The following is a 25,532-nucleotide window of genomic DNA, read 5'->3' on the forward strand; positions in this document are numbered from 1 at the left end:
ACCCGGAAGACGAATGGCAGTTCACTTCACGTACCGAATTCGCTGCTTCACCTGGAAAAGCTGCGCCGACATCGTCGTACTCACACCGATTCGCGACAAACCTGAGCCTCCAGTATGTGATAGCTCATTGCTATCGAACAGCGATCAGGAGGGAAGGCCGAGCCCCTTGGCCAGTACCGGCCAGGACGCCACGAGCGCGTCCTCCCAGTAGCCCCACGAGTGCGTGCCGACCGGCTGGAAATCGAAGGTCGCGGGAATGCCGAGCTCGCTCAGGCGAGCCTGCATGTTGTGCGTGCAGTAGTTCGAGGCCACCTCGAGCGCGCCGCCGACGGCGAGCTGATTGGCCAGCCCGCCGACGCCGGGCAGGGTGTACGGGCCGTCGAGGGTGTCCCACCGGCCGGGGATGCCGGTGCCCGTCGACAGGAACAGCTCGACCCCGCGCAGTCCTTCGGCGTTCCGATAGGGGTCGTTGGCCGCCCACATCGGATCACCCAGCGGGCCATACATGTTCGCCGTATTGCCGCCGCCCGTGGACACCACCGTTTTGACGAAGGTGTAGCCGACCGGGTCGCTGATCTGGGCGCAACCGCTGTACGAGGCGACCGCGCCGTACAGTCCCGGCGCGGCGATCGGCAACTGCAGCACCGAGGTTCCCGACATCGACAGTCCCGCGATGGCATTTACGCCGTTCGCGCCCAGCGCGCGGTCGATCAACGGCGGCAGCTCCTCGGTCAGGAATGTTTGCCACTTGTTGACCCCGAGCACCGGATCGGGTGCGCGCCAGTCGGTGTAGTAGGTCCACGCGCCGCCGACCGGCTGGACCACATTGACGTTCTTGTCGGCGAGGAACTGCAGCGCGGTGGTTCGCTGCTGCCAGGTCGCCGTATCCTGGCCGCCGCCCGCGCCATCGAGCAGGTACAGCGTCGGGCGTGGCGCCGAGGTGTCGGCCGGGCGTTGGACATCGATCTCGACAGTCCGCCTCATGGCGGCCGAGTACACCTGTAGCCGCAGGTTGCGCTCGTCCAGCACGGTGGTTTCGGTGATGCGGGAACCGTTGGTCCGCACCGGATTTCCGAGAGCGGTGATCGAATCGGCCGACGCCGCTACTGCATTCCCCGCGGCCGTTGCGGTGGCGCCGCAGACGATCACGGCCGCACAGGCCGTGACGGCCGATCTGATTCGCGTACTACCCATCTCCCCACGCTACGTGTCCGTAGCTGAGAGATTGCCAGCTGATTCTCGGTATCTACTCAGAAAGGCAGTGATTCGCGGACCCGGCCGACCAGAGTGCGACCGGAGTCACGGTCGCGCTCGGCGAGCAGGAACTTCAGCTCCTCCTCGAGCGCCTTGCGCACCACATCGCGCAGGTCGGTCGCGGCGGTGTCGAGGTCGTCGGCGTCGCGCCAGGGCGCCGGGTCGATCGGGGCGCCCGCGGAGAAGTAGAACCGTTCGGGACGCGGGATCGGGGTCGGGCCGACACCGCGCAGCAGCGGCGGGGTGAGGTCGCGCTTGAGGCCGAGCGCCTCGACCGTCCAGCGCAACGGGCGCATCACCGGATGGTCGCCATCGAAGACGATGTCGTAGGCGTCGTCCACGCCGATCATCGCGACCGGCACGATCGGGGCGCCCGCCTCGATCGCCATCCGTGCGAATCCGCTGCGCCCCTCCCACTTGAGCAGGTACTTCTCGTTCTTGCGGCGCACCGCTTCGCGCCCGCCGCCGGGGAAGACGATGACCGCCTCGCCCCGCGCGAGCAGCGTCGTGCAGTTGTGCCGGTTGCCGCGGACCGCGCCGTAGTAGTGCAGGAAGTGGCGCAGGCCGGGCACCGCGATCAGGACGTTCTCGGCGAGGCCGCGGATCAGCCTGCCGCGGCGGCGCAACACCTCGGGCATGAGCAGCGGAGCGTCGAGGCCGCCCATCAGGTTGTGGTTGCCGACCAGCAGCACTGGGCCGTCGGCGGGAATGTTGTCCAGGCCGTAGAAGCGCGGACTCGTCCAGGCTCGCATCGGCGCGAGCAGGGCTTCGATCAGCCGGATGTCGGTCTCGTCGAGACGCACGTCCAATGGCGCCCCGTCGGTCAGCGCCGCCGCGGCAGGCGAGGATTCAGGCATTGGCGGTTTCCCCATCGCATGTCGGATCCCAGCACATCGTCGTACGGAATTAAGGTCCCCTGCGCCGCAGTCGAATACGGCTACGGGGCCCCACCCTACCCGATCACGTTGGAACGCGTTGCAACACAGAGGCCCATTCTGTGTGACCGGTCACAAAGGGCGTACGGCGGGACCGGCGACTCCGCGAGCGATTCGGCAGCGAATACCCTTGCGTCCGAACGGCTCCGAAGCATAGCTGAACGAAACAGCCGCGGCGAGAGGAACCGCCACATCCGGCATCTGCACGACACCGAACATGACGGTCGATTCTATTTCTGCCCCTCGGATCGCACCACGGACTACGCGGACTGTCCTTCGGCGGGCGCCGCGCCGTCGCCGCCCGCGTGGGCGTATTCCGAGAGCGCCGCGGCCAGCGAGTGCGGAACCCGCGCCCGGACCCGGGTGCCCGACTCCTCGTGGGTGGAGGACAGGATCCGGCCATCGGCGTGGATACGCGCCAGCAGATCGCCGCGGGTGTACGGCAGCAGCACGCCGACCTCGACGTCCAGCCCGCCGAGCACCTCGGCCAGCCGGTCCAGCAGGCCCTCGATGCCCTCGCCGGTCTGCGCCGAGACGAACTCGGCGTCCGGAAGCAGGGCGCGCAGCCTGGTCAGCTCCATCGGATCGACGGCATCGATCTTGTTCAGCACCAACAGTTCCGGCGGAGCGGCCGAACCCTGCTCCTTGATCACATCGGTGATCACCTCGCGCACGGCCTTGATCTGCTCGGCAGGCAGCGAGTCGGAACCGTCCACCACGTGCAGCAGCAGATCGGCGCCGGTGACCTCCTCCAGGGTCGAGCGGAACGCCTCGACCAACTGGGTCGGCAGGTGCCGCACGAACCCGACGGTGTCGGTGAACACGACCTCGCGGCCGTCGTCCAGATCGGCGCGCCGGGTAGTCGGATCCAAAGTCGCGAACAGCGCGTCCTGGACCAGGAGGCCCGCGCCGGTGAGCGCGTTCATCAGGCTGGACTTGCCCGCGTTGGTGTAGCCGACGATGGCGACCTGCGGAATGCCCGAGGACGCCCGCCGCGCCCGCTTGGTCTCGCGAGCGGTCTTCATCTCCCGGATCTCGCGCCGGAGCTTGGCCATGCGCTCGCGAATGCGGCGACGATCGGTTTCGATCTTCGTCTCACCCGGACCGCGCAGACCCACACCGCCGTTGCTGCCCGCACGACCACCGGCCTGCCGGGACATCGACTCACCCCAGCCGCGCAGCCTGGGCAGCATGTACTCCATCTGGGCCAGCGCGACCTGCGCCTTGCCCTCGCTGGAGGTGGCGTGCTGGGCGAAGATGTCCAGGATCAGGGCGGTCCGGTCGATCACCTTGACCTTGACCACCTTCTCCAGCGCGGTCAGCTGGGCCGGGGTCAGTTCACCGTCGCAGATGACGGTGTCGGCGCCGGTCTCCAGCACCACCGAGCGGAGCTCGTCGGCCTTGCCGGAACCGATGTAGGTGGCCGGGTCCGGGCGGTCGCGGCGCTGGATCAGCGCCTCGAGCACCTCCGAACCCGCGGTCTCGGCGAGCGCGGCCAGCTCGGCCATGCTCGCGTCGGCTTGGGCCACCGAACCCGAGGTCCACACGCCGACCAGCACGACCCGCTCCAGGCGCAGCTGCCGGTACTCGACCTCGGTGATGTCGGTGAGTTCGGTGGACAGACCGGCGACGCGGCGCAGCGAGCTGCGTTCGTCCAGCTGCAGCTCACCGACCGTCGGCTCCATCGTCCAGCCGTTGCGCTTCATTCGGGCGGCACGTTCGGCCACCACGTCGCCGGAGCGCGCGGCGTCGTCGTCCGGATCGACGACATCGAAGTCGTCGTCCGGATTGATGTCATACGTCTCTGAATTCCTCATACACCATCCATGCTGCCACGATGCGGCCACCGTGCGCATTCCGTTATTTCGCCGGGCGCGCCTCAGCGCCCGTTCCACCACTGTTCTGCGAGCGTGCCGGTGGCGACGAGCACCGACGGCCCGCGCAGCCAGGCCGACCCGCCCTCGAGGCCCACGGTGACCGCGCCGCCCGGCACCCGGACCGTCACCCGGCCGGTGTCCTCGGCGATGCGGAAGCCGTCGGCGGCCAGCGCCGCCGCGGCCGCCGCCACGGTTCCCGTTCCGCAGGAACGGGTTTCGCCGACACCGCGCTCGTAGACGCGCATGTCGACCGCGCGGTCCGCGTCCAGCGGGGTCAGGATCTCGACGTTCACCCCGTGCGGGAAGAGGTCCGGGTCATAGCCGGGCGCGACGGTCAGGTCGAGCTTGCCGAGCGCCTCGGCCGTCAGGCCGGGGTCCACACAGGCCAGGTGCGGGTTGCCTACATCGATGCCGATCCCCGGATACGCCCAACCGACGATGGTCGCCGTCGAGTCCCCGAGTTCCTTCACCCGGCCCATGGCGACGGTGACCTCGCCCTCGACCGGTCCGCCCGCGTGCACGGTGACCGGCCGGGCGCCCGCCCTGCTGCCCACCACGAACTCCGCGCGCTGCTCGCGCCCGCTCGCGGCCAGGTAGTGCGCGAAGACCCGCACGCCGTTGCCGCACATCTCGGCGAGCGAGCCGTCGGCGTTGCGGTAGTCCATGAACCAGTCGTCCGCGCCGACGCCCTCGGGCAGGTCCGCCAGCACGCCGGCGTCTCGCAGCGCGCCCGCTCGCGCGACCCGCAGCACACCGTCGGCCCCGAGACCGCGCTGCCGGTCGCAGAGCGCGGCGATGCGGTCCGGGGTCAGGTCGAGCCGGACATCCTCGTCGGGCAGCACCACGAAGTCGTTCTGGGTGCCGTGCCCCTTCGTGAATTCGATGTCCGTCACGCGTGTGCTCTCCTCATGGTCGTCATCTGGCAAACGTCCGGCGCTGCCGGGAAATTTCGTACAGGGCTACCGCGGCAGCCGAGGGCGCGCCGAGCGAGCTGGCGGTGCCGCCCATCGGGATGGACACCAGGTCGTCGCACGCATCCTGCCAGGCGGCGCTCATCCCGCTGGTCTCGTTGCCGATGACCAGGATGGTCGCCTCGGTGAAGTCATGGTCGAACACCGGGTGCGAGCCGTGCTCGTCGGTGCCGACGATTCTGGTCGGAATGCCGCGCGCGATCTGGCGATCGCGCAGCTCGACCACCTGGGCGGGCCCGCCGGCGCGGTAGACCGGGACCGCGAACAGCGAGCCGGTGGAGGCCCGCACCGCCTGCGGGTCGTACTGGTCGGCGCCGTGACCGGTGACGATGACGGCGCAGGCGCCGAAGGCGTCCGCCGACCGGATCAGGGTGCCGAGGTTGCCGGGCGAGTTGGGGCGGTCGAACACCACGATCACCGGCGCGTCCTCACCCGGCTCGCCGGGCTCGAAGGTCGCCAGCTCGGACTGCCGCGATACCGCGACGGCCACCAGTTCCGGTACGGCGGTTGCCTTTTCCCCCAGCTCCGCCATCAGCTCCGGCACCAGGCCGACGCGCGGCACGTCGGTGGTGTCCAGCACTTCCCGCGCCCAGCCGGACAGATCGGGGTCGCCGAGCCGGTAGAGCAGGGTCTCCAGCGGCCACCCGTTGGCGATCGCCTGGGTGATCGGCCGCACGCCCTGCACCAGGAACCGGTTGTCACGGTGGCGCTTGGTGCGGTTGTTCAGGTACGCCTGCCACACCTGCACCGAGGCGTTGCGGGTGCTGACACGTCTGGTCACTGCGTGGTCCATTCTGTCCTGTCTATCGAGCCCGCGTTGTCGATGGCACTTGCGTTTTCGGTGGCACCGCTTTCGATCGCACCGCTTTCGATTGCACGCAGCGCCGCGCCGAGCAGGTCCGGATCGGCGCCGTCCACCCAGCGCACCCGGGGATCGCGGCGGAACCAGGAGCGCTGCCTGCGCACGTAGCGGCGGGTGCCGATGAAGGTGCGTTCCTCGGCGTGGTTCAGGTCGTATTCGTCGTCCAGGTAGGCGAGGACTTGCGCGTAGCCGATCGCCCGGCGCGCGGTGACGCCCTCCCGCAGGCCCTGGTCGATCAGCCCGCGCACCTCGTCGACCAGTCCGGTCTCGAACATCAGCGCGGTGCGCCGCTCGATGCGCGCGTCCAGCTCGGCGGTATCGCGGTCGACGCCGAGGATGACGGTGTTCCAGCGCGGTGCGCCGATGGTGGGCGCCGAGGCCGCGAACGGCTGCCCGGTGAGCTCCACGACCTCCAGCGCCCGCACCATGCGGCGGCCGTCGGTGGGCAGGATGGTGGCGGCCGCGACCGGATCCGCCGCACGCAGCGCGGCGTGCACGGCGGCCACGCCCTGCTCGGCCAGTACCTGCTCCCAGCGGGCGCGCACCGCGGCATCGGTGGCCGGAAACGCCCACTCGTCCAGCAGCGCCTGCACGTACATCATCGAGCCGCCCACGATGACGGGCGTGCGGCCGCGGGCCAGGATGTCTTCGACGTCGGCGGCCGCCGCGTGCTGGTAGGTGGCCACGCTCGCGGTCTCGGTCACGTCGAGCACGTCGAGCTGGTGGTGCGGAATGCCGCGCCGTTGCGCGACGGGCAGCTTGGCGGTGCCGATGTCCATGCCGCGATAGAGCTGCATGGCGTCGATGTTCACGATCTCCCCGTCGAGACGGGCCGCGAGATCCAGGCCGAGATCGGACTTGCCGGTGGCGGTGGGGCCGACCACCGCGATCGGCACGCTCATCGCATCTCCCTTTCCGGTCGCCAGACGCTCACGTGATAGCCAACTCCGAAAGGCGCGTCCCGGTAGTGGGTTTCGACGGATGGATCCGACGGATCCGCCGCGAACAGACCGCCGAGGACTTGGTAGGCGGCCCGCCCGGACACGGCCAGTTCGGCGCACAGCCCCGGGTCGAGCGCGCCAAGGGCCGACCGGTCGCCCGCGCTCAGCGCGTGGTCCAGCTCGGCTTGCAGCGCGGCGGCGCGCTCGTCGAGATAGCCGGGCGATTTCACGGTCAAGGTGGCGGCGCCGTCGGCGACGACGAGGACGCCGCACGGCTCGTCGCCGGCGTCGAGTTCCGCCCGCAGCGCCGCGCCGAGTTCCAGGCATCGGGACGGGGCGGTGTCGGCCGCGATCAGGCGAGCGGTGGCGAGAGCGGTCGGTGCGACGCGTCCCCGCAACCATCCAGCGATCAAGGCGGGCAGCGGAAGCTGCGGATCCGCAGCAAACCCGGGCGCGGCGGCCGAATCGGCAAGCGCGACACGCACGTCCACACCGAAACCGCGAAAAGTTCCCGCGGATTCCGGCCCGAGCACATGGTCGGCGTTCCCGACGCCGAGCACCGTCCATCGCTGGGTCACCGCCGCCAGTTCCCGTGCGGCGTCCAGCGCGGCCGCGCGCAGCACGGCGGGCGGGTCGGCCGGATCCGCAGCGCTCCCGACCGCCGCACCGCCCCCGAGTTCGGGCACCAGGATCGGCGGCGACGGGACCAGAACCGCAATACTGAACACGCGATAAACCGTATCTGTTCGGCCCGCGGGCCCGGCGCACGGCGGTACCAAGACGCCCGCCGGTCCGCTTCGAGTGTCTGTAGCGTCAATTCGCCCCGAGATTGATAGTGTCGACATGCGACGACCCAGGTCATCACGGGTTGCCGGCCCGGGATTTCCTCCCGGGGAGAGCGTAGACCGATGGTCTCGAAGGCTCGGACCGGGTTCAATGGGATGAGCTAGGGCGTAACCAGGCAGCCGTGACGCGCGGCAGGGACGGAGAACAATGACCGACAGCAACGGAACCGCGAAGGCCAAACCCGGCACGACACCGCGCCCGTCCGGTGCCCCGAAGCCCGGTGGCTCGTCAGCCCATCCCAAGCCGCACGCGGTCAAGCCAGCCCCCGGCCCGGCCGATCAGCAGCACCCGCATGCGGTGGTCGTGCCTACCGTCACCGACCCCAGCCGGTGGGGCCGCGTCGACGAGGACGGCACCGCCTGGGTGAAGACGGCCGAGGGCGAGCGGGTCGTCGGCTCCTGGCAGGCGGGCGACGTCGCCGAGGGCCTCGCGCACTTCGGCCGCCGCTTCGACGACCTCGCCACCGAGGTCGCGCTGCTGGAAGCGCGACTGGCCGCGGGCGCCGACGCACGCAAGACCAAGGCCGCCGCGCTGACGCTGGCCGAATCGCTGCCCACCGCCGCCGTCATCGGCGACATCGACGGGCTGGCCAAGCGGCTGGAAGCCATCACCGAGCATTCCGAGGAAGCGGCCGCGCACGCCAAGGAGGAGAAGGAGCGCACCCGCCACGAGCACACCGAGCGCAAGGAAGCGCTGTGTGCCGAGGCCGAGCAGATCGCCGCCGACTCCACCCAGTGGAAGGCCGCGGGCGATCGGCTGCGCGAGATCCTCGACGAGTGGAAGTCCATCCGCGGCGTGGACCGCAAGGTCGACGACGCGCTGTGGAAGCGCTACTCCAAGGCCCGCGAATCCTTCAACCGCCGCCGCGGCGCGCACTTCGCCGAACTCGACCGCGAGCGGGCCGCCGCCAAGGCGCGCAAGGAAGAGCTGTGCGTGCGCGCCGAGGAACTGTCCGGCTCCACCGACTGGGTCGGCACCGCGGCCGTCTTCCGCGACCTGCTGACCGAGTGGAAGGCCGCGGGCCGCGCGCCGCGCGAGGCCGACGAGGCGCTGTGGCGGCGCTTCAAGAGCGCGCAGGACGTGTTCTTCGCGGCGCGCAACGCCGCGGTCTCCGAGCGCGACGCCGAGTTCGAGGAGAACGCCTCCGCCAAAGAGGAACTGCTGCACGCCTACGACCACATCGACCCGGCGAACGGTCTGGACACCGCCAGGGCGCAGCTGCGCGAGCTGCAGGACAAGTGGGACGCCATCGGCAAGGTGCCGCGCGAGCGCATGCAGGAACTCGAAGGCAAGCTGCGCTCGATCGAGAAGCGGGTCCGCGAGGCGGTGGACGCCCAGTGGCGGCGCACCGACCCCGAGGCCGTGGCGCGCGCCGCTCAGTTCCGCGAGAAGGTCGCCCAGTTCGAGGAGCAGGCGGCCAAGGCGCAGGCGGCGGGCAAGCAGCGCGACGCCGAGAAGGCGCTCGAACAGGCCAAGCAGTGGCGGGAGTGGGCCGAGGCCGCGGAGGGCGCCGTCAGCAACCGCTGATCCGCGCGCGAAGCCGATTCGCGGCCAATGCCTTTCGGCCGCCTCGGTAGCGTTGGTCCGATGCGGCAGGTATGGGATGCGTGGGGCCACGTGCTGACCGTGTGGGCGTGCGCTGCGCCCGCCCTGGTCGCGGTGATCGTTTCGATGACGCGATGGCGGGTGCGTCGCGGGCTGACCCCGGACTTGGCGCTGCGGTACACGGCGGCCGAGGTGGGTCTGATCGCGGGAACCCTGCCCTGGGTGTGGATGATCCTGACACCGGTCGAGGGCGAGGGCTCGATCAGCGCGGTGCCGCTGCGAGATTTCGTCGCGACGCTGACCGACTCGCCGTCGAGCGCGTTCGTCCAGATCGGGGCGAACACACTGCTTTTCGTACCGCTGGGTTTCTTTCTCCCGCTCCGCCTCCCCCGATTCGCGGGCGTGCTTCGGATGACGTGGACGGGCGCGGCGGTCTCCGCGACGCTCGAGATCTCCCAGTACGTCTTCGACCTCGGCCGCGTCTCGTCCGTGGACGATGTGCTGATGAATGCCGCGGGCGCGGGCTTGGGCGCGCTGCTCGCCCGGACGCACGTCACGCGACGCGAAACCGGTCGATCACACAGCGAACGGATGCTCCTTCGCTTCGGCTGGAGCACCTGACAGCGCGCGGAAATCACCACCGAAGCCGCGCACAGCGTGCGGATCAGCGCACAGAGAACCACCAACGCCGGGCAAACGACCCGGCGGGGGAAGAACTCAGTCGCCGAGCAGCCTGCGGCGGTCGCGTTCCTCGGCGGCGGCCGCGGCGTTGCGGCGCTGCTCCTCGGCGGCCAGGTGCACGGCGGTGCGGCTCCACACCACGCGGATCCAGTGGAAGGTCAGCACCATGACGGCCAGCGTGCCGACGATCAGGCCGATGCCGGGGCCCGCGCCGACGTAGTTGCCGAGGCCGGGGGTCTGGCGGTGCCAGATGGAGAAGACACCGAACACGCTGGCGATGGCCGAACCCGCGACCGCGATCCAGGCCAGCACCCAGCGCCGGGTCATCAGCGCCAGCAGCGAGAAGCCGATGCCGAACACCACGACGAACCAGACGAAGATGCGCGAAGGCAGTCCGATGTGCTCGATCCTGGTGACTTCGGTGCTGAGCAGCACATCGAAGCCGCGCGCGCTGCCCGCGTGTGAGAGCACCAGCGAGAACAGCAGCACGAACACCGCGCCCGCCACCACCATGGCGCGCACGCCGGGATCGATCTCCCCGGCGAGCCGTCGCTCGACAGCGTCGAGCTCGTTGCGGAACTGCTCGAAATCCTTTGTGCTCTCGACCGAGCTCACGGCGCTGTCGTCTCCTTCGACTGGATGGTCGGCGTGGGGCTTGTCCGCGTCCACTGTGCCAGCTCCGTCGGTCCCCGCGTCCGCCGACCCACTACGCGCGGTAGTACCGGAATCGGATTCGGGCGTCGCGCCCTTCCCGGCGGCCGAGTCTGCGGCGCCCCGCGCGGAATCGTCGGGGCCCGGTGGTGGGGTCTCGCCGTCTCCCGCAGCGGAGCGCGCGCTCATGCGTCGCAGCCCGTCGCGCAGCCCGAGGCAACGGGCTCCAGGACCGGCGCGCCGATCCTGGGCAGCCCGAGACCGACACCGATGGGTTCGGTCTTCGGCGTGAGGCCGCGCTCGTGCGCGTCGCCCGCCCGGGTCCGGCGATGGGTCTTGATCGGGGCGTCCGCGATCAGGTGGTGCGGCGCGGCTTCGGTGATGTCGACGGTGATCACGTCGCCGGGACGCACCGCCTCGGCGGTGCCGCCGGGCCGGAAGTGCACCAGCCTGCCGTCACGGGCCCGCCCGCTCATCCGCGCGGTCGCGGCGTTCTTCTTGCCCGCGCCGTCCGCGACGAGCAACTCCACCTCGGTGCCGATCAGCGCGCGGTTGGCCTCCAGTGAGACCTCCTCCTGCAGCGCGATCAGCCGGTCGTAGCGCTCCTGGACCACCTGCTTGGGCAGCTGGTCGGGCATGTCGGCGGCGGGGGTGCCGGGCCGCTTCGAGTACTGGAAGGTGAACGCGCTGGTGAACCGGGCCTGGCGCACCACGTCCAGGGTCTCCTGGAAGTCCTCCTCGGTCTCGCCGGGGAAGCCCACGATGATGTCGGTGGTGATGGCCGCGTGCGGCATGGCCGCGCGGACCTTCTCGATGATGCCCAGGTAGCGCGCCTTGCGGTAGGAGCGCCGCATGGCCTTGAGCACCCGGTCCGACCCCGACTGCAACGGCATGTGCAGCTGAGGGCAGATGTTCGGCGTTTCGGCCATCGCCTCGATGACGTCGTCGGTGAACTCGGCCGGGTGCGGCGAGGTGAACCGGACGCGCTCGAGGCCCTCGATGTCGCCGCAGGCCCGCAGCAGCTTCGCGAACGCGCTGCGGTCGCGCGGCTCGGTCGGGTCGACGAAGTTGACGCCGTAGGAGTTCACGTTCTGACCCAGCAGCGTCACCTCGAGGACGCCCTGATCGACCAGCGCCTGCACCTCGGCGAGCACGTCGCCGGGACGGCGGTCGACCTCCTTGCCGCGCAGCGACGGCACGATGCAGAACGTGCAGGTGTTGTTGCAGCCCACCGAGATCGACACCCAGCCCGCGTAGGCGGATTCGCGCTTGGCGGGCAGCGTCGAGGGGAACGCCTCCAGCGATTCCAGGATCTCGACCTGGGCCTCTTCGTTGTGCCGCGCCCGTTCCAGCAGCACCGGCAGCGAGCCGATGTTGTGCGTGCCGAACACCACGTCCACCCACGGCGCCTTGCGCACGACGGTGTCGCGGTCCTTCTGCGCCAGGCAGCCGCCGACCGCGATCTGCATGCCCGGTCTGCCCATCTTGATCGGGGCGAGGTGGCCGAGGGTGCCGTAGAGCTTGTTGTCGGCGTTCTCGCGCACGGCGCAGGTGTTGAAGACCACGAGGTCCGCCGTCGCCCCCGGCGCGGCCTTCACATAGCCCGCGTCCTCCAGCAGGCCGGACAGGCGTTCGGAATCGTGCACGTTCATCTGGCAACCGAAGGTGCGGACCTCGTAACTGCGTACTCCCGCCACAACCTGATCGATCGAATCCACGCATCAAGGGTACGGGGGCCCGTCGAGCGGGTTTCCAGCGCATCGCCGCAGGCTCCGGGCCTCGTCGCGGTCACGGGCCGAACCGGCCGCCAGGTTACGGGATTGTTACAGATATGTAACGGAGCTGTGACTATGCGGCGTTGCGTCACGGTGTGTCGCGGAAACCGGGGCAAATCCGGTTTTTCCCCTTAAGGTCAAGGACCATGACCGACGCCGCCGCCGCGCCCGACACGACCGGGGACGCCACGAGCTTGGACAAGGGCCCCGCCACCAGCGCGCCGCCGATGATCTCGATGCGCGATGTGAACAAGCACTTCGGTGACCTTCATGTGTTGCGCGATATCAATCTCGAGGTCCCCAAGGGACAGGTCGTCATCGTTCTCGGTCCCTCGGGTTCCGGGAAATCGACTTTGTGCCGCACCATCAACCGGCTGGAGCCGATCAACTCCGGCGACATCGCCGTCGACGGCGTGCCGCTGCCCGCGGAGGGCAAGGCGCTGGCCGCGCTGCGCGCCGACGTCGGCATGGTGTTCCAGTCGTTCAACCTGTTCGCGCACAAGACCATCATCGAGAACGTGATGCTCGCACCGATCAAGGTGCGCAAGATCAAGAAGGACGCGGCGCGCACCCGCGCCATGGAACTGCTCGAGCGGGTCGGCATCGCCAACCAGGCCGAGAAGTACCCGGCCCAGCTGTCCGGCGGGCAGCAGCAGCGCGTGGCCATCGCCCGCGCGCTGGCGATGAACCCGAAGGTGATGCTGTTCGACGAGCCGACCTCGGCGCTGGACCCGGAGATGGTCAACGAGGTGCTCGAGGTGATGGTCTCGCTGGCCAAGGACGGCATGACGATGCTGGTGGTCACCCACGAGATGGGCTTCGCGCGCCGCGCGGGCAACCGGGTGCTGTTCATGGCCGACGGTCAGGTGGTCGAGGACACCGAGCCGGAAACCTTCTTCACCGCACCGAAGTCCGAGCGCGCCAAGGACTTCCTTGGCAAGATTCTGAGCCACTGACACGCCCGGCACAGACGACGGCATCGACAGTCACACAAGGAGTTAGGAACTCGATGAGGATCAATCGTGCACTTCGCCTCGGCGTCGGGGCGATCGCCCTGGCATTGGCCGCCACCGCGTGCGGCGGCGGTGACGAGGGCAGCGCCCTCGACCACGCCAAGGACGGCAAACTGACCGTCGGCATCAAGTTCGACCAGCCGGGTCTGGGTCTGCGCACCAAGGACGGCTCCTACACCGGCTTCGACGTCGAGGTCGCCAAGTACGTGGCCGGAAAGCTCGGCGTGCAACCGGATGCGATCACCTTCAAGGAAGCGCCGACGCCGCAGCGCGAGACGCTGATCGAGAACGGTCAGGTCGATTTCGTCGTCGGGACCTACTCCATCACCGACAAGCGCAAGGAGAAGGTCGATTTCGCGGGGCCGTACTACGTGGCGGGCCAGTCGCTGCTGGTCAAGGCCGACAACACCGAAATCACCGGCGTCGAATCCCTCACCGGCAACAAGAAACTCTGCTCGGTGAAGGGCTCCACGCCCGCGCAGAACGTCAAGGAGAAGTACGCCAAGGACGTTCAGCTGCAGGAGTTCGACACCTACTCGCTGTGCGTCGAGGCGCTGCGCAACGGCTCGGTCGACGCGGTGACCACCGACGACATCATCCTGGCCGGTTTCGCCGCGCAGTCGCCCGGCCAGCTGAAGGTGGTCGGCAAGCCCTTCACCACCGAGAACTACGGCATCGGCCTGAAGAAGGGTGATCAGGAGACCCGCGACAAGATCAACGACGCGATCGAGGCGATGATCGCCGACGGCTCCTGGGCCAAGGCGATCGCGCAGAACGTCGGCGGCGCCGGCTTCACCCCCTCGCCCGCCCCCGCCGTAAACCGCTACTGAGATTCCACACACGGGTGGTCCGGGGCGATCCTCCGGGCCACCCGCTCGGCTCACCACCGATGAACCACACCGCACCGATGGGAGGGACGCGCCCGCCGTGTTCGATCTGATCTCGGAATACGACACCAAGATCCTGGAAGCCTTCTGGGTCACGATCCAATTGACCGTGTTCTCCGGGGTCGGGGCGCTGATACTCGGCACGATCGTCGCCGCGATGCGCGTGTCCCCCGTACCGGTCGCCCGCTGGGTGGGCACCGCCTACGTCACGATCTTCCGCAACACCCCGCTGACGTTGATCATCATCTTCTGCTCGCTCGGCCTGTATTCGGCGCTCGGCTGGAAGCTGGCTGGTGATTCCATCGAGGACAACAACTACCGCTGGGCCATCATCGGCCTGAGCGTCTACACCGCGGCGTTCGTCTGCGAATCGCTGCGCTCGGGCATCAACACCGTGGCGCTCGGGCAGTCCGAGGCGGGCCGTTCGCTGGGCCTCAGCTTCACCCAGAACCTGCGGCTGGTGGTCCTGCCGCAGGCGTTCCGGTCCGTGATCGCACCGCTGGGCAGTGTGCTCATCGCCTTGACCAAGAACTCCACCATCGCCGCGGCGATCGGTGTCGCCGAGGCCGCCAAGCTGATGGCGGAGATGATCGAGGTCGAGGCCGCGCTGCTGGCCATCGGCGCGATCTTCGCCCTCGGCTTCGTCATCATCACCCTGCCGACCGGCCTGCTGTTCGGCTGGCTCGCCAAGCGATACGAGGTGGCCCGATGAGTTCGAACGCTTCCGTCCTCTTCGACGCGCCGGGCCCGAAGGCGCGGCTGCGCAACAACCTCTACTCGGCGATCGTGGTCGTCGCCGTACTGGCGGCCGGCTACCTGCTCTTCCGCGCCTTCGACGACAAGGGTCAATTCGAGGCGGAGAAATGGCAGCCGTTCCTCGAGGCCGACGTGTGGTCGACCTACCTGTGGCCGGGCCTGAAGGGCACCGTCGTCGCCGCGCTGATATCGATCGTGTTCGCGATGGCGATCGGCATGATCTTCGGCATCCTGCGACTGTCCGAGCATCGTTCGGTGCGGCTGATCGCGGGCGCGATCGTGGAATTCGCCAGGGCCATCCCCGTGCTGATCCTGATGATCTTCCTGTTCGCTCTCTTCAGCGAATACAACCTGTTCAAGTCCGACGACCTCGCGCTGGCCGCGGTGGTGACGGCGCTGACGATCTACAACGGCTCGGTCATCGCCGAGATCGTGCGCGCGGGCATCCGCTCGCTGCCCAAAGGCCAGACCGAGGCCGCCGTCGCGCTCGGCTTGCGCAAGAACCAGCTGATGCGGCTGATCCTGCTGCCGCAGGCCATCACCGCAATGCTGCCCGCGCTGATCTCGCAAATGGTTGTCGCGCTGAAGGACACGGCGCTCGGCTACCAGATCACCTACATCGAGATCGTCCGCTCGGGCCAGCAACTCGGCGCCGCGGAACAGAACACCATTCCCGCGCTGATCGTCGTGGCGATCATCATGATCGCACTGAACAGCACGCTGACCATGGTGGCGACCAAGCTGGAGCGGCGACTGCGGGCCCGCAAGCGCGGCAAGGGCGGGACGGTCCTCCCGGCCGATTCGATCATCACGGACGCCGCGCCTGGAGTCGACGTGGTGAAGAAGTCGTGAGCCTGCGCGGGTAACGCGTCAGCGGACAAGGAGTTCGGGAGAGGAATGGTGGCTCCGCATCGGTGAGCCACCATTCCTCTCCCGTCGCTTCCCGGGTCGGCGCTACTTGTACCGGTAGAACCCTTCGCCGGTCGCGATGCCGAGTTTGCCCTTGTCGATGTAGTTGTCCTTGAGCCAGGACGCGAGGTGCTGCGCGTCCTCGCCGCCGTGCACGAGGATGTTGTAGGGGGTGGTGAGACCGATGACATCGAGGATCTGGAACGGGCCCATCGGCGCGCCCGTGGCGATCCGCCACGTCTTGTCGACCGCCTCCGGGTCGGCGTAGCCGCCCGCGCCGAGCGCCATGGCGGAGTTCAGGAACGGCACCAGCAGCGAGTTGAGCACGTAGCCGGCCTTCTCCTTGTGCACCTCGATCGGGACCATGCCGATGGCTTCGGCGAAATCGACGAGGGCGCGGAACACCGCGGGGTCGGTCTCCGGCGTGCCCATGATTTCGGCGGTGTTGAACTTCCACACCTGATTCGCGAAATGCAGCGCGAGGAACTTGCCCGGGCGACCGGTGGAGTCCTTGATGTCACTCGGCAGCAGGGTCGAGGAGTTCGTCGCGAAAATTGTTCGCTCGGGGGCGACCTCGCCGAGATGGCGGTAGATCTCCTGCTTGAGGGTCAGCACCTCGGGCACGGCCTCGATCACCAGGTCGGCGTCCTTCACCGATTCGGCGAGGTCGGTGGTGAGCGCGATGCCCGACGCGGTCTGCTCCGCCTTGCCGCCCGCGGCGCCCGGCACCTCGGCCACGTAGGTCGCGGCGAGTTTGGCGAACCGCTCGCGCGCGGCCTCGAGCGCGGGTTCGTTGATGTCGTAGGCCGTGACGTCGAAGCCGCGGAACGCGGTCTGGTAGGCGATCTGCGAACCGAGCACCCCGGTCCCCAAGACTGTCACCCTTCGAATATCGATCGCCATACTCGTTCTCCTCCCTTGTCGCGGGGCACGATCCGCCCCGGAATCTGCACGGTAGCGAGACGGACTCCGATCGCCGGAGCCACGGCGCGCGGTACGCCCCGCTCCCCGCGGACTCCGTACCCCCCATCCTGGCCCGGCGTGCCGACGAACGACCGACCGATATCGGACATATCGGCAGGATACGAGTAACGATTCGGCAAATCTCCGGGGCGAGCCGAGGCGGTTCAGCGACGGGACCGTGACAGTCTCGCGACACCGTGCGGGCACGGTAAGACGGGCAGGAGTGCACCGCGCGCGACCGTCGGATCAGTCCGGCGGATCGCCCGCCTCGTCGAGCGGCTCCGAACCCCAGTCGGCCTGGGCGAGTTCGGCTTTCACCACGGTGAAGGCCGTGGACTGGCCGTAGCCGCGGCGGGCGAGCATGCCGACGAGGCGGCGAATGGCCTTGTCGCGGTCGAGGTCTCGGGGCAGGGTGCGGAGTTTGCGGCGGACCAGTTCGGTGGCGCGCTCTTGTTCGTCGTCGGAGCTGATCGATTCCAGCGCGGGCGCGGCGTCGGCCGGGGCAACGCCCTTGCGGCGCAACTCCTGAGCTAGTGCCTGTTTGCCCTTGCCGGAGAAGGTGTGCCGGGAGTGGACCCACTGTTCGGCGAAGGCGGCGTCGTCGAGGAGGCCGACCTCGCTGAGGCGGTCGAGGGCACCCTCGGCGACGTCTGCGGTGAAACCCTTGGCGGCCAAGCGCTGCGCCAGTTCGGCGCGGCTACGGGCGCGGACGGCGAGCAGACGAAGACACGCCTCCTTCGCCTGCTCGACCGTCCCGCCTTCGGGGGTGCGTTCCGACGTCGACCGGCTCCTGCCCGCCTCCGCCTCCCGCGCATCCCCTTCGGATCCGGCCGCCACCGGATCCACCCGTCGGCCGGTGTTTCGACCAGTATCGACCGTCCGGGAGTCGTTGCGGCGGTGACTGTTCCGCCGTCCGCGCCGGGACGAATGCGGGGCCCCGGCCGAGCCCGCCCGCTGCGGATCGGGCGTGCTCGACCGGGCTCCCAGGGTGTCCGTGTCGGCCGAACCACCATCGGCCGACCGGACCGGTCCCGGCTCCCGCCCGCCGGGGCGTGATCCGCGGCTTTCCACGGATCGCCCGTCGGCAGACAGGAGTTCGTGCAGCCGGCGCCGCATGTCGTGCACCGGATCGGGCCGCTCGGCGGCGGCTCGATCGGGACGGCGCGGCGACCGACCGGAGGTGGACTCAGAAATCGGCGGGCACCTCGCCCGCGGCGTCCGCGGTCACGTCGGCGCCGATACCGAGCTTCTCCTTGATCTTCTTCTCGATCTCGTCGCGCACGTCGGTGTTCTCCAGCAGGAACTTGCGGGCGTTCTCCTTGCCCTGCCCCAGCTGGTCGCCCTCGTAGGTGTACCAGGAGCCCGACTTGCGGATGAAGCCGTGCTCGACACCCATGTCGATGAGCGAGCCCTCCTTGGAGATGCCGTGCCCGTACAGGATGTCGAACTCGGCCTGCTTGAACGGCGGCGAGACCTTGTTCTTGACGACCTTGACGCGGGTGCGGTTACCGACCGCGTCGCTGCCGTCCTTGAGGGTCTCGATGCGTCGCACGTCCAGGCGCACCGAGGCGTAGAACTTCAGCGCCTTACCACCGGTGGTGGTCTCGGGCGAGCCGAACATGACGCCGATCTTCTCGCGCAGCTGGTTGATGAAGATGGCGGTGGTGCCGGAGTTGTTCAGCGCGCTGGTCATCTTGCGCAGCGCCTGGCTCATCAGGCGGGCTTGCAGACCGACGTGACTGTCGCCCATCTCGCCCTCGATCTCGGCGCGCGGCACCAGGGCGGCGACGGAGTCGATGACGATGATGTCGATGGCGCCGGAGCGCACCAGCATGTCGGCGATTTCCAGCGCCTGCTCACCGGTGTCGGGCTGGGAGACGAGCAGCGCGTCGGTGTCGACGCCGAGCTTGCGCGCGTAGTCCGGGTCCAAGGCGTGCTCGGCGTCGATGAACGCCGCGACGCCGCCCGCCGCCTGCGCGTTGGCCACCGCGTGCAGCGCGACGGTGGTCTTACCCGAGGACTCCGGGCCGTAGATCTCGACGACGCGGCCCCGCGGCAAACCGCCGATGCCGAGGGCGACGTCCAGCGCGATGGACCCGGTCGGAATCACCGAGATGGGCTGGCGGGCCTCCTCGCCGAGCCGCATCACCGCGCCCTTGCCGAAGCTCTTCTCCACCTGGGCAAGCGCGAGCTCGAGCGCCTTGTCGCGGTCGTACGCCTGTGGTGCCATGTCCTTGGTCCCCTTTTCGACGGGTAAGTCTCTCGATCTGTGGTTGGCGCCCACATTAGAGGGCGGCACCGACAAGTTCTGACGACAAGACTAGACGAACAAGTGTTCGAGTCAAGCGACGCGCCCTGCGACACGCGGCGCTCCTTTCGCGACCAGCAATTTCCGCGCTACCCCCGGCGGAGGCCGTGCGGCCTCCGCCCCCGCCGCGGCCTAGGCCCTGTCTCGAAGTCCGGCCGGATGCATCCGTGGCTCAGATCGTCGCCTGGCAAGGCGGAGGAGGAGCCGATACCGGGGTTGTATCGGTGACGACGACAACGCGGCCAGGCGGCGATCTGGGCCGCGGAGGCGCCGGATGGGACTTCGAGACAGGGCCTAGCGCTGCGGCAGCACGGCGTCGTCCTCCTCCGGGCCGCGCGGACCGAAGATGCGGCGTTCCGATTCGGCGATGCGGACGTCGTTGATGCTGGCCTCGCGCCGCGACATCCGCCCGTCGGGCGCGAACTCCCACTGTTCGTTGCCGTAGCTGCGCCACCACCGGCCGGATTCGTCGTGCCATTCGTACTGGAAGCGCACGGCGATGCGGTTGCCGTCGAACGCCCACAGGTCCTTGCGCAGCGCGTAGCCGTTCTCCTTGGCCCATTTCCCGGTCAGGAAGTCGACGATGGCCGCGTGCCCAGTGAAGAACTCGTCGCGGTTGCGCCACACGGAATCCTCGGTGTAGGCGGCCGCGACGCGTTCGGGGTCGCGGGTGTTCCAGGCGTTCTCGGCGGCGCGCACCTTGGCCTCGGCGGAGGCGCGGTCGAACGGCGGCAACGGGGGTCGCATGGGTAGTCCTTTCGGTTGGGGATCAGGGGTTGACGGGCGACAGTTCCGGCGGGCTCCACCGCAGCGGGCCCGTGTCTCGCCACACCACCTCGGTGACGGTGAAGTCGATCGAGCACTGCGCGCCCGCGGCGAAGGTGCCCGCGTCCCAGTTCAGTTCGGCCGTGCCGGTGAGCTGGAGCGCGCCGCCGGTCGACCAATCCGGGATCAGCAGTCCGCAGCGCGGCCGCACCGCGAGATTGCCGAGCGTCATGAACATCGAGTTGCCGCGATAGTCGGGCCAGCGCAGCCGGGTCGGCGAAAGCACCCGCAGCACGCCGGGATTCCCGCCGCGGTGCGAGGCGTCGGCGTTCCCCTCGTCGTCGGCGCTGGCCACGAAGAAAGTGTCGGCGGACGCGACGACCTCCCGCTGCCGGGCGTCGAGCGCGGGGCCGCGCCGCGCGGCGTCGAGCGCGGCCGCGGGGTCGTAGGCCGTCACCCACCGGCGTGAAATGTATTTGGGGCAGTTGGAGTACACCTGGTCGGTGACGATCCGCAGTCCGTCGCGGTGCGGACGCGCGGCGCCGTTGACCCGCATGCGCCTGCGCCGTCCCGGTTCCAGCGCGATCATGCCGACCCGGGCCGGGCGGGTCAGCGCATCGGCCAGTGGGTCGCTCGCGTCGGGCCGCGCGTCGACGGCGATCGTCTCGGCGTCCACGGCGTGCACGAACCCGGGCTGCCCGACCAGCGGACCCGCCCATAGCCGCCCCGCGGCGTCGGCGGCGGCGAGCACCAGCATCGGCTGTGCGGCGAGGAAATTCGCGGCGACCGCGGGGATGTCGCGGCGGATCATGCGGCCGACCTTCGCCGCGATGTCCGCCTGCCCCATGCGCCGCTGCACGGCCAGTTCACCCGAGTGGTAGAGCGCCACCTCGAAACTCCGTGACTCAGAAGAATCCGCACGTGGGGGCGGCGCCGCTGGGCGCGGGCGCGGATTCCGCCCCGGTGGGTGCGTAGACCTCGAGCCGGATGCCGTCGGGATCGGTGAAGAAGATGCCGCCGGAAGCCACCCCTTCGCCGTGCGCGACCACGCCGTCGTGGACGAAGCGCACGGACAACTCGCGCAGCACCGATTCCACGGCGCGCACCTGCTCGATGTCCTCGACCTGGAACGAAAGATGGTGCAGCCCGGGCATTTCGGTGGAGAAGACGCCGTCGGACTGCTCCCACAGGGTGAGCACGAGCTTGCCGTCCGCGCCGAGGAACGCCCACCTCTGCTCCGCCGCATCGCCCGCGGCGAGTTGCTCGAAGCCGAGCGCGCGCTTGTAGAAGTCCACCGAGCGGTCCAGATCCGAGACGTTCAGCCCGATGTGCCCGGTCGCGAGCTGGGGTGCGGCCACTGCGGTCATGATGGTCCTCCTGGAATAGCCAACCACTGTTGATCGTTTCAACGGTTAGAACCTAATCCGATGCACCCCAGCGCGTCAACCATTGATATAAAATTGACCGGTTAGAACGGCGGTGGTTGTCCTGACTCACCGAGACGGCTCGTTACCCTCAGGCATGCTCGATCCACGCCCTCACGTCGGGGAACCGCTGGCGCTCGATCTGCTGAACACGCGGTGGATCGAGAACGGACCGCAGGATCTGCTCACCGATGTAGCGGGTCTACGCGTCTGGCTGACCACCGCGGGTCTGGCCGATCGAGCGCCCGCCGACGGCCAGACGCTGGCCGCGGTGCTGACCGCGCGCAGCGCGATCTACGACACCGTCCGGCACGGTGCGCATCGGGCGCTCAACGAGGTGCTCGAGCACGGCAGGATCAAGCGCCGCCTCACCGACGACGGCCCGGTGGACCTGCCCGACGTGACCGACCCGGTCTGGCTACCCGGCTGGCTGGCGGCCGAGAACCTGCTGCAGCTGATCGCCAAGGCGCCGGACCGGATTCGCCAGTGCGCGCACCCGGACTGCGTGCTGTTCTTCTACGACACGTCCAAGAACGGCACCCGCCGTTGGCATTCCATGGCCACCTGCGGCAACCGAACCAAGGCGGCAAGGCACTACGCCAAGAAGGTCTGAGCGCCCGAAGCGCCGAGCTCAGAAGAGCTCGTCGAGCAGCCGGTAGTAGTCCAGCCGCCGCTGGTCCGGCGCGTCGAGGCCGTAGGCGGCGAAGAAGGCGCGCACCTCGCCGTCGCCGAAATCCTCGCGCAGGTCGCGTTCGGCCAGGGCCAGGTCACGGTAGCGGTCCGCGACGCCGAGGCCGCCGACGTCCAGCAGGGTGCCGTTCTCCAGCACGTTCGGCGGCGTGAAATCGCCGTGCGCCACCACCAAGTCCTCGGTCTCCGGACGCTCGGCGACCAACCGATCCAGCACCTGTTCGGGGCCGAGGTCGCCGTGGTCGTCGTCGAAATCGTCCGGATCGACCAGCCCTTCGAGCACGTGCCTGCGAGCCTGCGCCAACGCGATGTCGAGCCTGCCGTCGAACGGGCATTCCGCGACGGGCAGCGCGTGCAGCCGCCGCAGCAGTTCGCCCATGATCGTGCCGATGGACGGCGACGTCGCGGCGCGGCCGGAGTCTTCGCGCGCGGCCAGGCTCGGCGCGCCCGCGTCGCCGAGCACGAGGACGTCCTCGGCGAAGGCGGCCACCTCCGGCACCCGAATTGCCCGGGCGCGCAGCCAGTTCAGGCGATCGTGCTCGGCGGTCGCGCGCGGCCCCCGCTTCACCCAGTAGACGCCGTTCACCAAGGCGACGCCGCCGCTGAGTCCCTCGTGCTCGTCCGAGAACTCCGGGTCCTCGCCGACCACCGCCACCACGGCGGGCGGCAGCGGGATCGGCAGCTCCGCGAGGCCGTCCAGCGCGGTGCGGGTGGATTCGATCAGCTCGACGTCACCCTCCGCGACCCGCAGCCGCAGCGCCTCGGTCAGCAGCTCGCGCGCCTCGTCGAGGCGGCCCTGTTCGGCCAGCGCTTTGCCCAGGTGCTGGGCGGCGAAGGAGAGGGCCTCGGCGTCGGTGCCGCGGGCGGCCTCGACGGCCCTCAGATAGAGGATTTCGGCGGTCGGCGCGTCGCCGCGATACCGGTATACGTCGGCCAGGTTGATCCAGAGCGACAGGTGCTGCCGCGGCGTGCTCGCCAGCTCGAGCGCGCGATCCAGGTGATCGAGGGCCTCGTCGTGGCGGCCGAGCAGCATCAGTTCGAGACCGGTCTGCCGGAAGCCGGCGAAATCCTCCGGATGTGCCTGTGCGACGCGGACGGCGAGTCCTTCCGGATCGACGGGGACCATGCGCAGTCGCTCGTCGAATCGGTAGGGCCGCTGCTCGGCCACTGGATCGGGGGCGGTCACCACCGCACCTTCGGCACGTCGAAGTCGGCGCACAGGGCGCGCCACACATCTCGCGGATCGATCCCCGCCTCGATGGCGGCGGCGCCGGTCCGGCCGCCGAGCGAGGGGATCACGTGGTCGGTCAGCAGCGCGTCACCGCGCGCCACCCCGAATTCGGTATGCAACAGGTCCTGGAACTCAGTCAACCGCACCGTGTTCAAGATACTCCGGTCCCCACCTATGTGGGTCAGGGAGCCCGTACGCCCTCGCGCACCCGATGGCACAGCTCGACCGGGTCGGCGACCTCCGCGATGCTCATGGCTGCTTCCTCGGCGGCGGCGGTGTAGCGCGGGTGGTCGAGCACGGCGAGCACCGCGGCGCGCACGGACTCCACGGTCAGCGGACGCACCACGATCGAACTGCCCTGGCGGGCCGCACGATTGGCAAGTTCCCACTGGTCGCCGCCGCCCGGCACCGTGACGACGGGGACACCGGCCAGCAGCGACTTCGCGAGCAAGCCGTGCCCGCCGCCGCCGACCACGACGGCCGCGTGGCCGAGCAACTCGTCCTGACGGCCGAGGCCGGCGGTGGCCCAGGACGGCAACCCGGTCGGCGGGGTGTCGATCATGGAGACGGCGACCCGGACACCGGCGCCGTCGAGCGCCTCGAGCACGGTCTCCACCATGCCCGTCACCCCCGTGTGCGCCGTGGACGGCGCGACCATGACCAAGGGACCGTCGCCCGGCGGCGGCGCGAGGATGTCGTCGGTGGGTTCCCACAGCAGCGGGCCGACCAGGTGGGCGTTGTCCGGCCAGTCGGGGCGCGGCACCTCCAGCGCGGGCAGGGTGGCCAGCAGGCGGGCGGCCGGACCCGGATCGGCGGCGGGCAGTCCCACACTCTCGCGGGCCTGCTCCCGCTGCCGCAGCCCGTTGCGGATCGCCCGCGCCGACATCGCGCGCAGCGTCCGGTCGCGCAGCGCGCCGCGCAGGCCCTCCCCCGGCGCGAGTCCGCTGCCGATCGGCGGCAGTCCTTTCGACGGCAGGTAGAGCGGGTGCGGCGAGAGCTCGACCCACGGCACGCCCAGCCGCTCGGCGGCCATGCCGCCGCCCGCGGTGAGGACGTCGGAGACCACCAGTTCCGGCAGCATCGCGCTCAGATCCGGCAGGATCTCGGTCGAGATGTGGGCGGCGCGCTGGTGGATACGCCTGCCCGCGTCGTTGTCGTCGTCGACGGCGCGCGGTGCGAGACCCTTGAGCCTGCGCACCGCGATGCCCGCGTCCTTCGCGGCGTCGAACCAGCGGGGACCGGTGAACAGCACCGGCTCGTCACCCGCCGCCAGCAACCGCTCGCACAGCGCCAACGCCGGAAAGGCATGCCCCGGATCGGGACCGGCAACGACGGCAATACGCATTGGCCCAGCCTGCCACACCGGCCCTACGAACCGACGGCGCCCGCCTCGAGTTGCACGGTCGCGCACGCGTTCACCGCGCCGCCGTCGGCACGCAATCCGCCGGACCGGCGTCGAAGACATTCTGGTCCAGGCCATTCCGACGTTCGGACCCGCGAAAGCGCGGCAGCCGAATCCGCTCAGCCGAAGTAGTACAGCTCGAATCCCACCGCGCGCTCGGCGGGGAACCCGTCCTTCGGCCCGGTGGCCATGTCGACGATGGCCCGCACCTGGTCGGCGACCGGCTCGGAGCTGAGCACCTCGAGGTAGCGGCGGTGTTCGGTCAGGGAGGCCGCCGCCTGGTCGAGGGTGGCGGTGACGTCGACGGCGTGCGTCGCGACCGGCCCGGCGACCGCGGCCCAGCGCGGCGACCAGGTCGGCAGGTCGGCCAGTTCCGGGAAGATCCATTCGTTGCCCGCGTCGGAGACGGCGTCCAGTCCGGCCCGGCCGACGGCGCGGTGGTCGGCGCTGTTGGCGTAGCCGGGCGCCCAGGTGTCGCCGAAGTTGAACAGCACCAACATCTCCGGGCGGTGCCTGCGGATCGCGGCGGCCAGGTCGCGGCGCAGTTCCAGGCTCTCCTGCACCCGGCCGTCCGGGTAGCCGAGGAATTCCACCTGGTCGACGCCCACCGCCTTCGCCGAGGCGATCTCCTCGGCCTGGCGCAGCGGTCCGGCCTCGGCGGGCGGCATTCCGGCGATGCCCGCCTCGCCGCTGGTGACGAGCACGTAGCGAATGTCCTTGCCCTGCCCCGTCCAGCGCGCGACGGCCGCCGCGGCGCCGTACTCGATGTCGTCGGGGTGCGCGACGATCACCAGGCCGCGCTGCCAGTCCTCGGGAACCTGCTCCATGGCACCCATTGAAACACCC

The 25,532-nt window shown here is 69.6% G+C and carries 26 protein-coding genes; 7 read left to right on the forward strand and 19 right to left on the reverse strand.

The features are described 5' to 3' along the window. Window positions 1–144: 144 nt before the first annotated feature. The 7 genes from NL1_RS20530 to NL1_RS20560 form a co-directional block, all read right to left on the reverse strand. Complete coding sequence (locus NL1_RS20530) at window positions 145–1,194, reverse strand: alpha/beta hydrolase (protein ID WP_067841727.1); 1,050 nt, start codon at window positions 1,192–1,194, stop codon at window positions 145–147. A 56-nt stretch (window positions 1,195–1,250) separates the two neighbouring features. Beyond that, window positions 1,251–2,111 carry a lysophospholipid acyltransferase family protein gene (locus NL1_RS20535; protein WP_084510799.1) on the reverse strand — a complete coding sequence of 287 codons (861 nt, stop codon included), beginning with the start codon at window positions 2,109–2,111 and terminating at the stop codon, window positions 1,251–1,253. A gap of 338 nt (window positions 2,112–2,449) precedes the next feature. Then, window positions 2,450–3,895 (reverse strand): GTPase HflX, encoded by a 1,446-nt coding sequence (hflX, locus tag NL1_RS20540; protein ID WP_067841795.1) that lies wholly within the window; start codon window positions 3,893–3,895, stop codon window positions 2,450–2,452. A 173-nt stretch (window positions 3,896–4,068) separates the two neighbouring features. Then, window positions 4,069–4,950, reverse strand: a complete 882-nt coding sequence (dapF, locus tag NL1_RS20545; protein ID WP_067841800.1) for a diaminopimelate epimerase — start codon at window positions 4,948–4,950, stop codon at window positions 4,069–4,071. A gap of 31 nt (window positions 4,951–4,981) precedes the next feature. After that, complete coding sequence (locus tag NL1_RS20550) at window positions 4,982–5,818, reverse strand: TrmH family RNA methyltransferase (RefSeq protein ID WP_245673424.1); 837 nt, start codon at window positions 5,816–5,818, stop codon at window positions 4,982–4,984. Further along, window positions 5,815–6,801, reverse strand: coding sequence for a tRNA (adenosine(37)-N6)-dimethylallyltransferase MiaA (gene miaA, locus NL1_RS20555; RefSeq protein WP_084510800.1), 987 nt, complete (start codon window positions 6,799–6,801; stop codon window positions 5,815–5,817). The genes NL1_RS20550 and miaA overlap by 4 nt, the downstream gene beginning before the upstream one ends. After that, window positions 6,798–7,568 carry a class III extradiol ring-cleavage dioxygenase family protein gene (locus NL1_RS20560; RefSeq protein WP_067841731.1) on the reverse strand — a complete coding sequence of 257 codons (771 nt, stop codon included), beginning with the start codon at window positions 7,566–7,568 and terminating at the stop codon, window positions 6,798–6,800. The genes miaA and NL1_RS20560 overlap by 4 nt, the downstream gene beginning before the upstream one ends. A gap of 265 nt (window positions 7,569–7,833) precedes the next feature. On the opposite strand from NL1_RS20560, the gene NL1_RS20565 reads away from it, so the two are divergent. Both NL1_RS20565 and NL1_RS20570 read left to right on the forward strand, forming a co-directional pair. Next, the gene (locus tag NL1_RS20565) at window positions 7,834–9,213 is read left to right on the forward strand and encodes a DUF349 domain-containing protein (protein ID WP_067841735.1); all 1,380 of its coding nucleotides are present in this window, start codon (window positions 7,834–7,836) and stop codon (window positions 9,211–9,213) included. 60 nt (window positions 9,214–9,273) lie between these two features. Continuing rightward, window positions 9,274–9,852 carry a VanZ family protein gene (locus NL1_RS20570; RefSeq protein WP_162272755.1) on the forward strand — a complete coding sequence of 193 codons (579 nt, stop codon included), beginning with the start codon at window positions 9,274–9,276 and terminating at the stop codon, window positions 9,850–9,852. Between the two features lie 96 nt (window positions 9,853–9,948). On the opposite strand, the gene NL1_RS20575 is transcribed toward NL1_RS20570, so the two are convergent. Continuing rightward, the gene (locus NL1_RS20575) at window positions 9,949–10,527 is read right to left on the reverse strand and encodes an Rv2732c family membrane protein (RefSeq protein ID WP_067841805.1); all 579 of its coding nucleotides are present in this window, start codon (window positions 10,525–10,527) and stop codon (window positions 9,949–9,951) included. A 221-nt stretch (window positions 10,528–10,748) separates the two neighbouring features. Then, window positions 10,749–12,281 (reverse strand): tRNA (N6-isopentenyl adenosine(37)-C2)-methylthiotransferase MiaB, encoded by a 1,533-nt coding sequence (gene miaB, locus NL1_RS20580; protein ID WP_067841737.1) that lies wholly within the window; start codon window positions 12,279–12,281, stop codon window positions 10,749–10,751. A 284-nt stretch (window positions 12,282–12,565) separates the two neighbouring features. Here miaB and NL1_RS20585 point away from each other — a divergent pair, with 284 nt between their 5' ends. The 4 genes from NL1_RS20585 to NL1_RS20600 all read left to right on the forward strand — a co-directional run bounded on the left by NL1_RS20585 (window position 12,566) and on the right by NL1_RS20600 (window position 15,846). Then, a complete protein-coding gene (locus NL1_RS20585; RefSeq protein WP_067841807.1) occupies window positions 12,566–13,294 on the forward strand; it encodes an amino acid ABC transporter ATP-binding protein in 729 nt (242 codons plus the stop codon). Between the two features lie 53 nt (window positions 13,295–13,347). Then, window positions 13,348–14,181: a glutamate ABC transporter substrate-binding protein gene (locus NL1_RS20590; protein ID WP_067841739.1), complete on the forward strand. Its 834-nt coding sequence runs from the start codon at window positions 13,348–13,350 to the stop codon at window positions 14,179–14,181. Between the two features lie 97 nt (window positions 14,182–14,278). Then, window positions 14,279–14,950: an amino acid ABC transporter permease gene (locus NL1_RS20595; protein ID WP_067841741.1), complete on the forward strand. Its 672-nt coding sequence runs from the start codon at window positions 14,279–14,281 to the stop codon at window positions 14,948–14,950. Then, window positions 14,947–15,846, forward strand: a complete 900-nt coding sequence (locus NL1_RS20600) for an amino acid ABC transporter permease (RefSeq protein ID WP_067841743.1) — start codon at window positions 14,947–14,949, stop codon at window positions 15,844–15,846. The genes NL1_RS20595 and NL1_RS20600 overlap by 4 nt, the downstream gene beginning before the upstream one ends. A 102-nt stretch (window positions 15,847–15,948) precedes the next feature. Here NL1_RS20600 and NL1_RS20605 read toward each other — a convergent pair whose 3' ends face one another. The 6 genes from NL1_RS20605 to NL1_RS20630 all read right to left on the reverse strand — a co-directional run bounded on the left by NL1_RS20605 (window position 15,949) and on the right by NL1_RS20630 (window position 21,306). Continuing rightward, on the reverse strand, window positions 15,949–16,806 hold the full coding sequence (locus NL1_RS20605) for a 3-hydroxyacyl-CoA dehydrogenase (RefSeq protein WP_067841745.1): 858 nt from the start codon (window positions 16,804–16,806) through the stop codon (window positions 15,949–15,951). A gap of 306 nt (window positions 16,807–17,112) precedes the next feature. Next, window positions 17,113–17,703: a recombination regulator RecX gene (gene recX / locus NL1_RS20610; RefSeq protein ID WP_067841809.1), complete on the reverse strand. Its 591-nt coding sequence runs from the start codon at window positions 17,701–17,703 to the stop codon at window positions 17,113–17,115. A 349-nt stretch (window positions 17,704–18,052) separates the two neighbouring features. Further along, entirely contained in the window at window positions 18,053–19,096 is a 1,044-nt protein-coding gene (gene recA / locus NL1_RS20615) for a recombinase RecA (RefSeq protein ID WP_067841747.1), read from the reverse strand. 372 nt (window positions 19,097–19,468) lie between these two features. Then, window positions 19,469–19,921 (reverse strand): nuclear transport factor 2 family protein, encoded by a 453-nt coding sequence (locus NL1_RS20620; RefSeq protein WP_067841749.1) that lies wholly within the window; start codon window positions 19,919–19,921, stop codon window positions 19,469–19,471. 22 nt (window positions 19,922–19,943) lie between these two features. After that, complete coding sequence (locus NL1_RS20625; RefSeq protein WP_067841811.1) at window positions 19,944–20,786, reverse strand: pyridoxamine 5'-phosphate oxidase family protein; 843 nt, start codon at window positions 20,784–20,786, stop codon at window positions 19,944–19,946. Between the two features lie 58 nt (window positions 20,787–20,844). Next, window positions 20,845–21,306 (reverse strand): VOC family protein, encoded by a 462-nt coding sequence (locus tag NL1_RS20630; protein ID WP_067841751.1) that lies wholly within the window; start codon window positions 21,304–21,306, stop codon window positions 20,845–20,847. Between the two features lie 154 nt (window positions 21,307–21,460). Here NL1_RS20630 and NL1_RS20635 point away from each other — a divergent pair, with 154 nt between their 5' ends. Continuing rightward, window positions 21,461–21,976 (forward strand): CGNR zinc finger domain-containing protein, encoded by a 516-nt coding sequence (locus tag NL1_RS20635; RefSeq protein WP_067841753.1) that lies wholly within the window; start codon window positions 21,461–21,463, stop codon window positions 21,974–21,976. Window positions 21,977–21,994: 18 nt separating this feature from the next. On the opposite strand, the gene NL1_RS20640 is transcribed toward NL1_RS20635, so the two are convergent. From NL1_RS20640 to NL1_RS20655, 4 genes are all read right to left on the reverse strand, one after another. Continuing rightward, window positions 21,995–23,239 (reverse strand): phosphotransferase, encoded by a 1,245-nt coding sequence (locus NL1_RS20640; protein ID WP_245673425.1) that lies wholly within the window; start codon window positions 23,237–23,239, stop codon window positions 21,995–21,997. Further along, a complete protein-coding gene (locus NL1_RS20645; RefSeq protein WP_067841813.1) occupies window positions 23,236–23,430 on the reverse strand; it encodes a DUF3046 domain-containing protein in 195 nt (64 codons plus the stop codon). Before NL1_RS20645 ends, NL1_RS20640 begins: the two co-directional genes overlap by 4 nt. Window positions 23,431–23,465: 35 nt before the next feature. Beyond that, window positions 23,466–24,629 carry a glycosyltransferase gene (locus NL1_RS20650; protein ID WP_067841755.1) on the reverse strand — a complete coding sequence of 388 codons (1,164 nt, stop codon included), beginning with the start codon at window positions 24,627–24,629 and terminating at the stop codon, window positions 23,466–23,468. A 176-nt stretch (window positions 24,630–24,805) separates the two neighbouring features. After that, complete coding sequence (locus NL1_RS20655) at window positions 24,806–25,513, reverse strand: PIG-L deacetylase family protein (RefSeq protein WP_067841757.1); 708 nt, start codon at window positions 25,511–25,513, stop codon at window positions 24,806–24,808. Window positions 25,514–25,532 lie beyond the last annotated feature (19 nt).

The sequence above is a fragment of the Nocardia lijiangensis NBRC 108240 genome (assembly GCF_001613045.1).
Classification (GTDB): Bacteria; Actinomycetota; Actinomycetes; order Mycobacteriales; family Mycobacteriaceae; genus Nocardia; species Nocardia lijiangensis.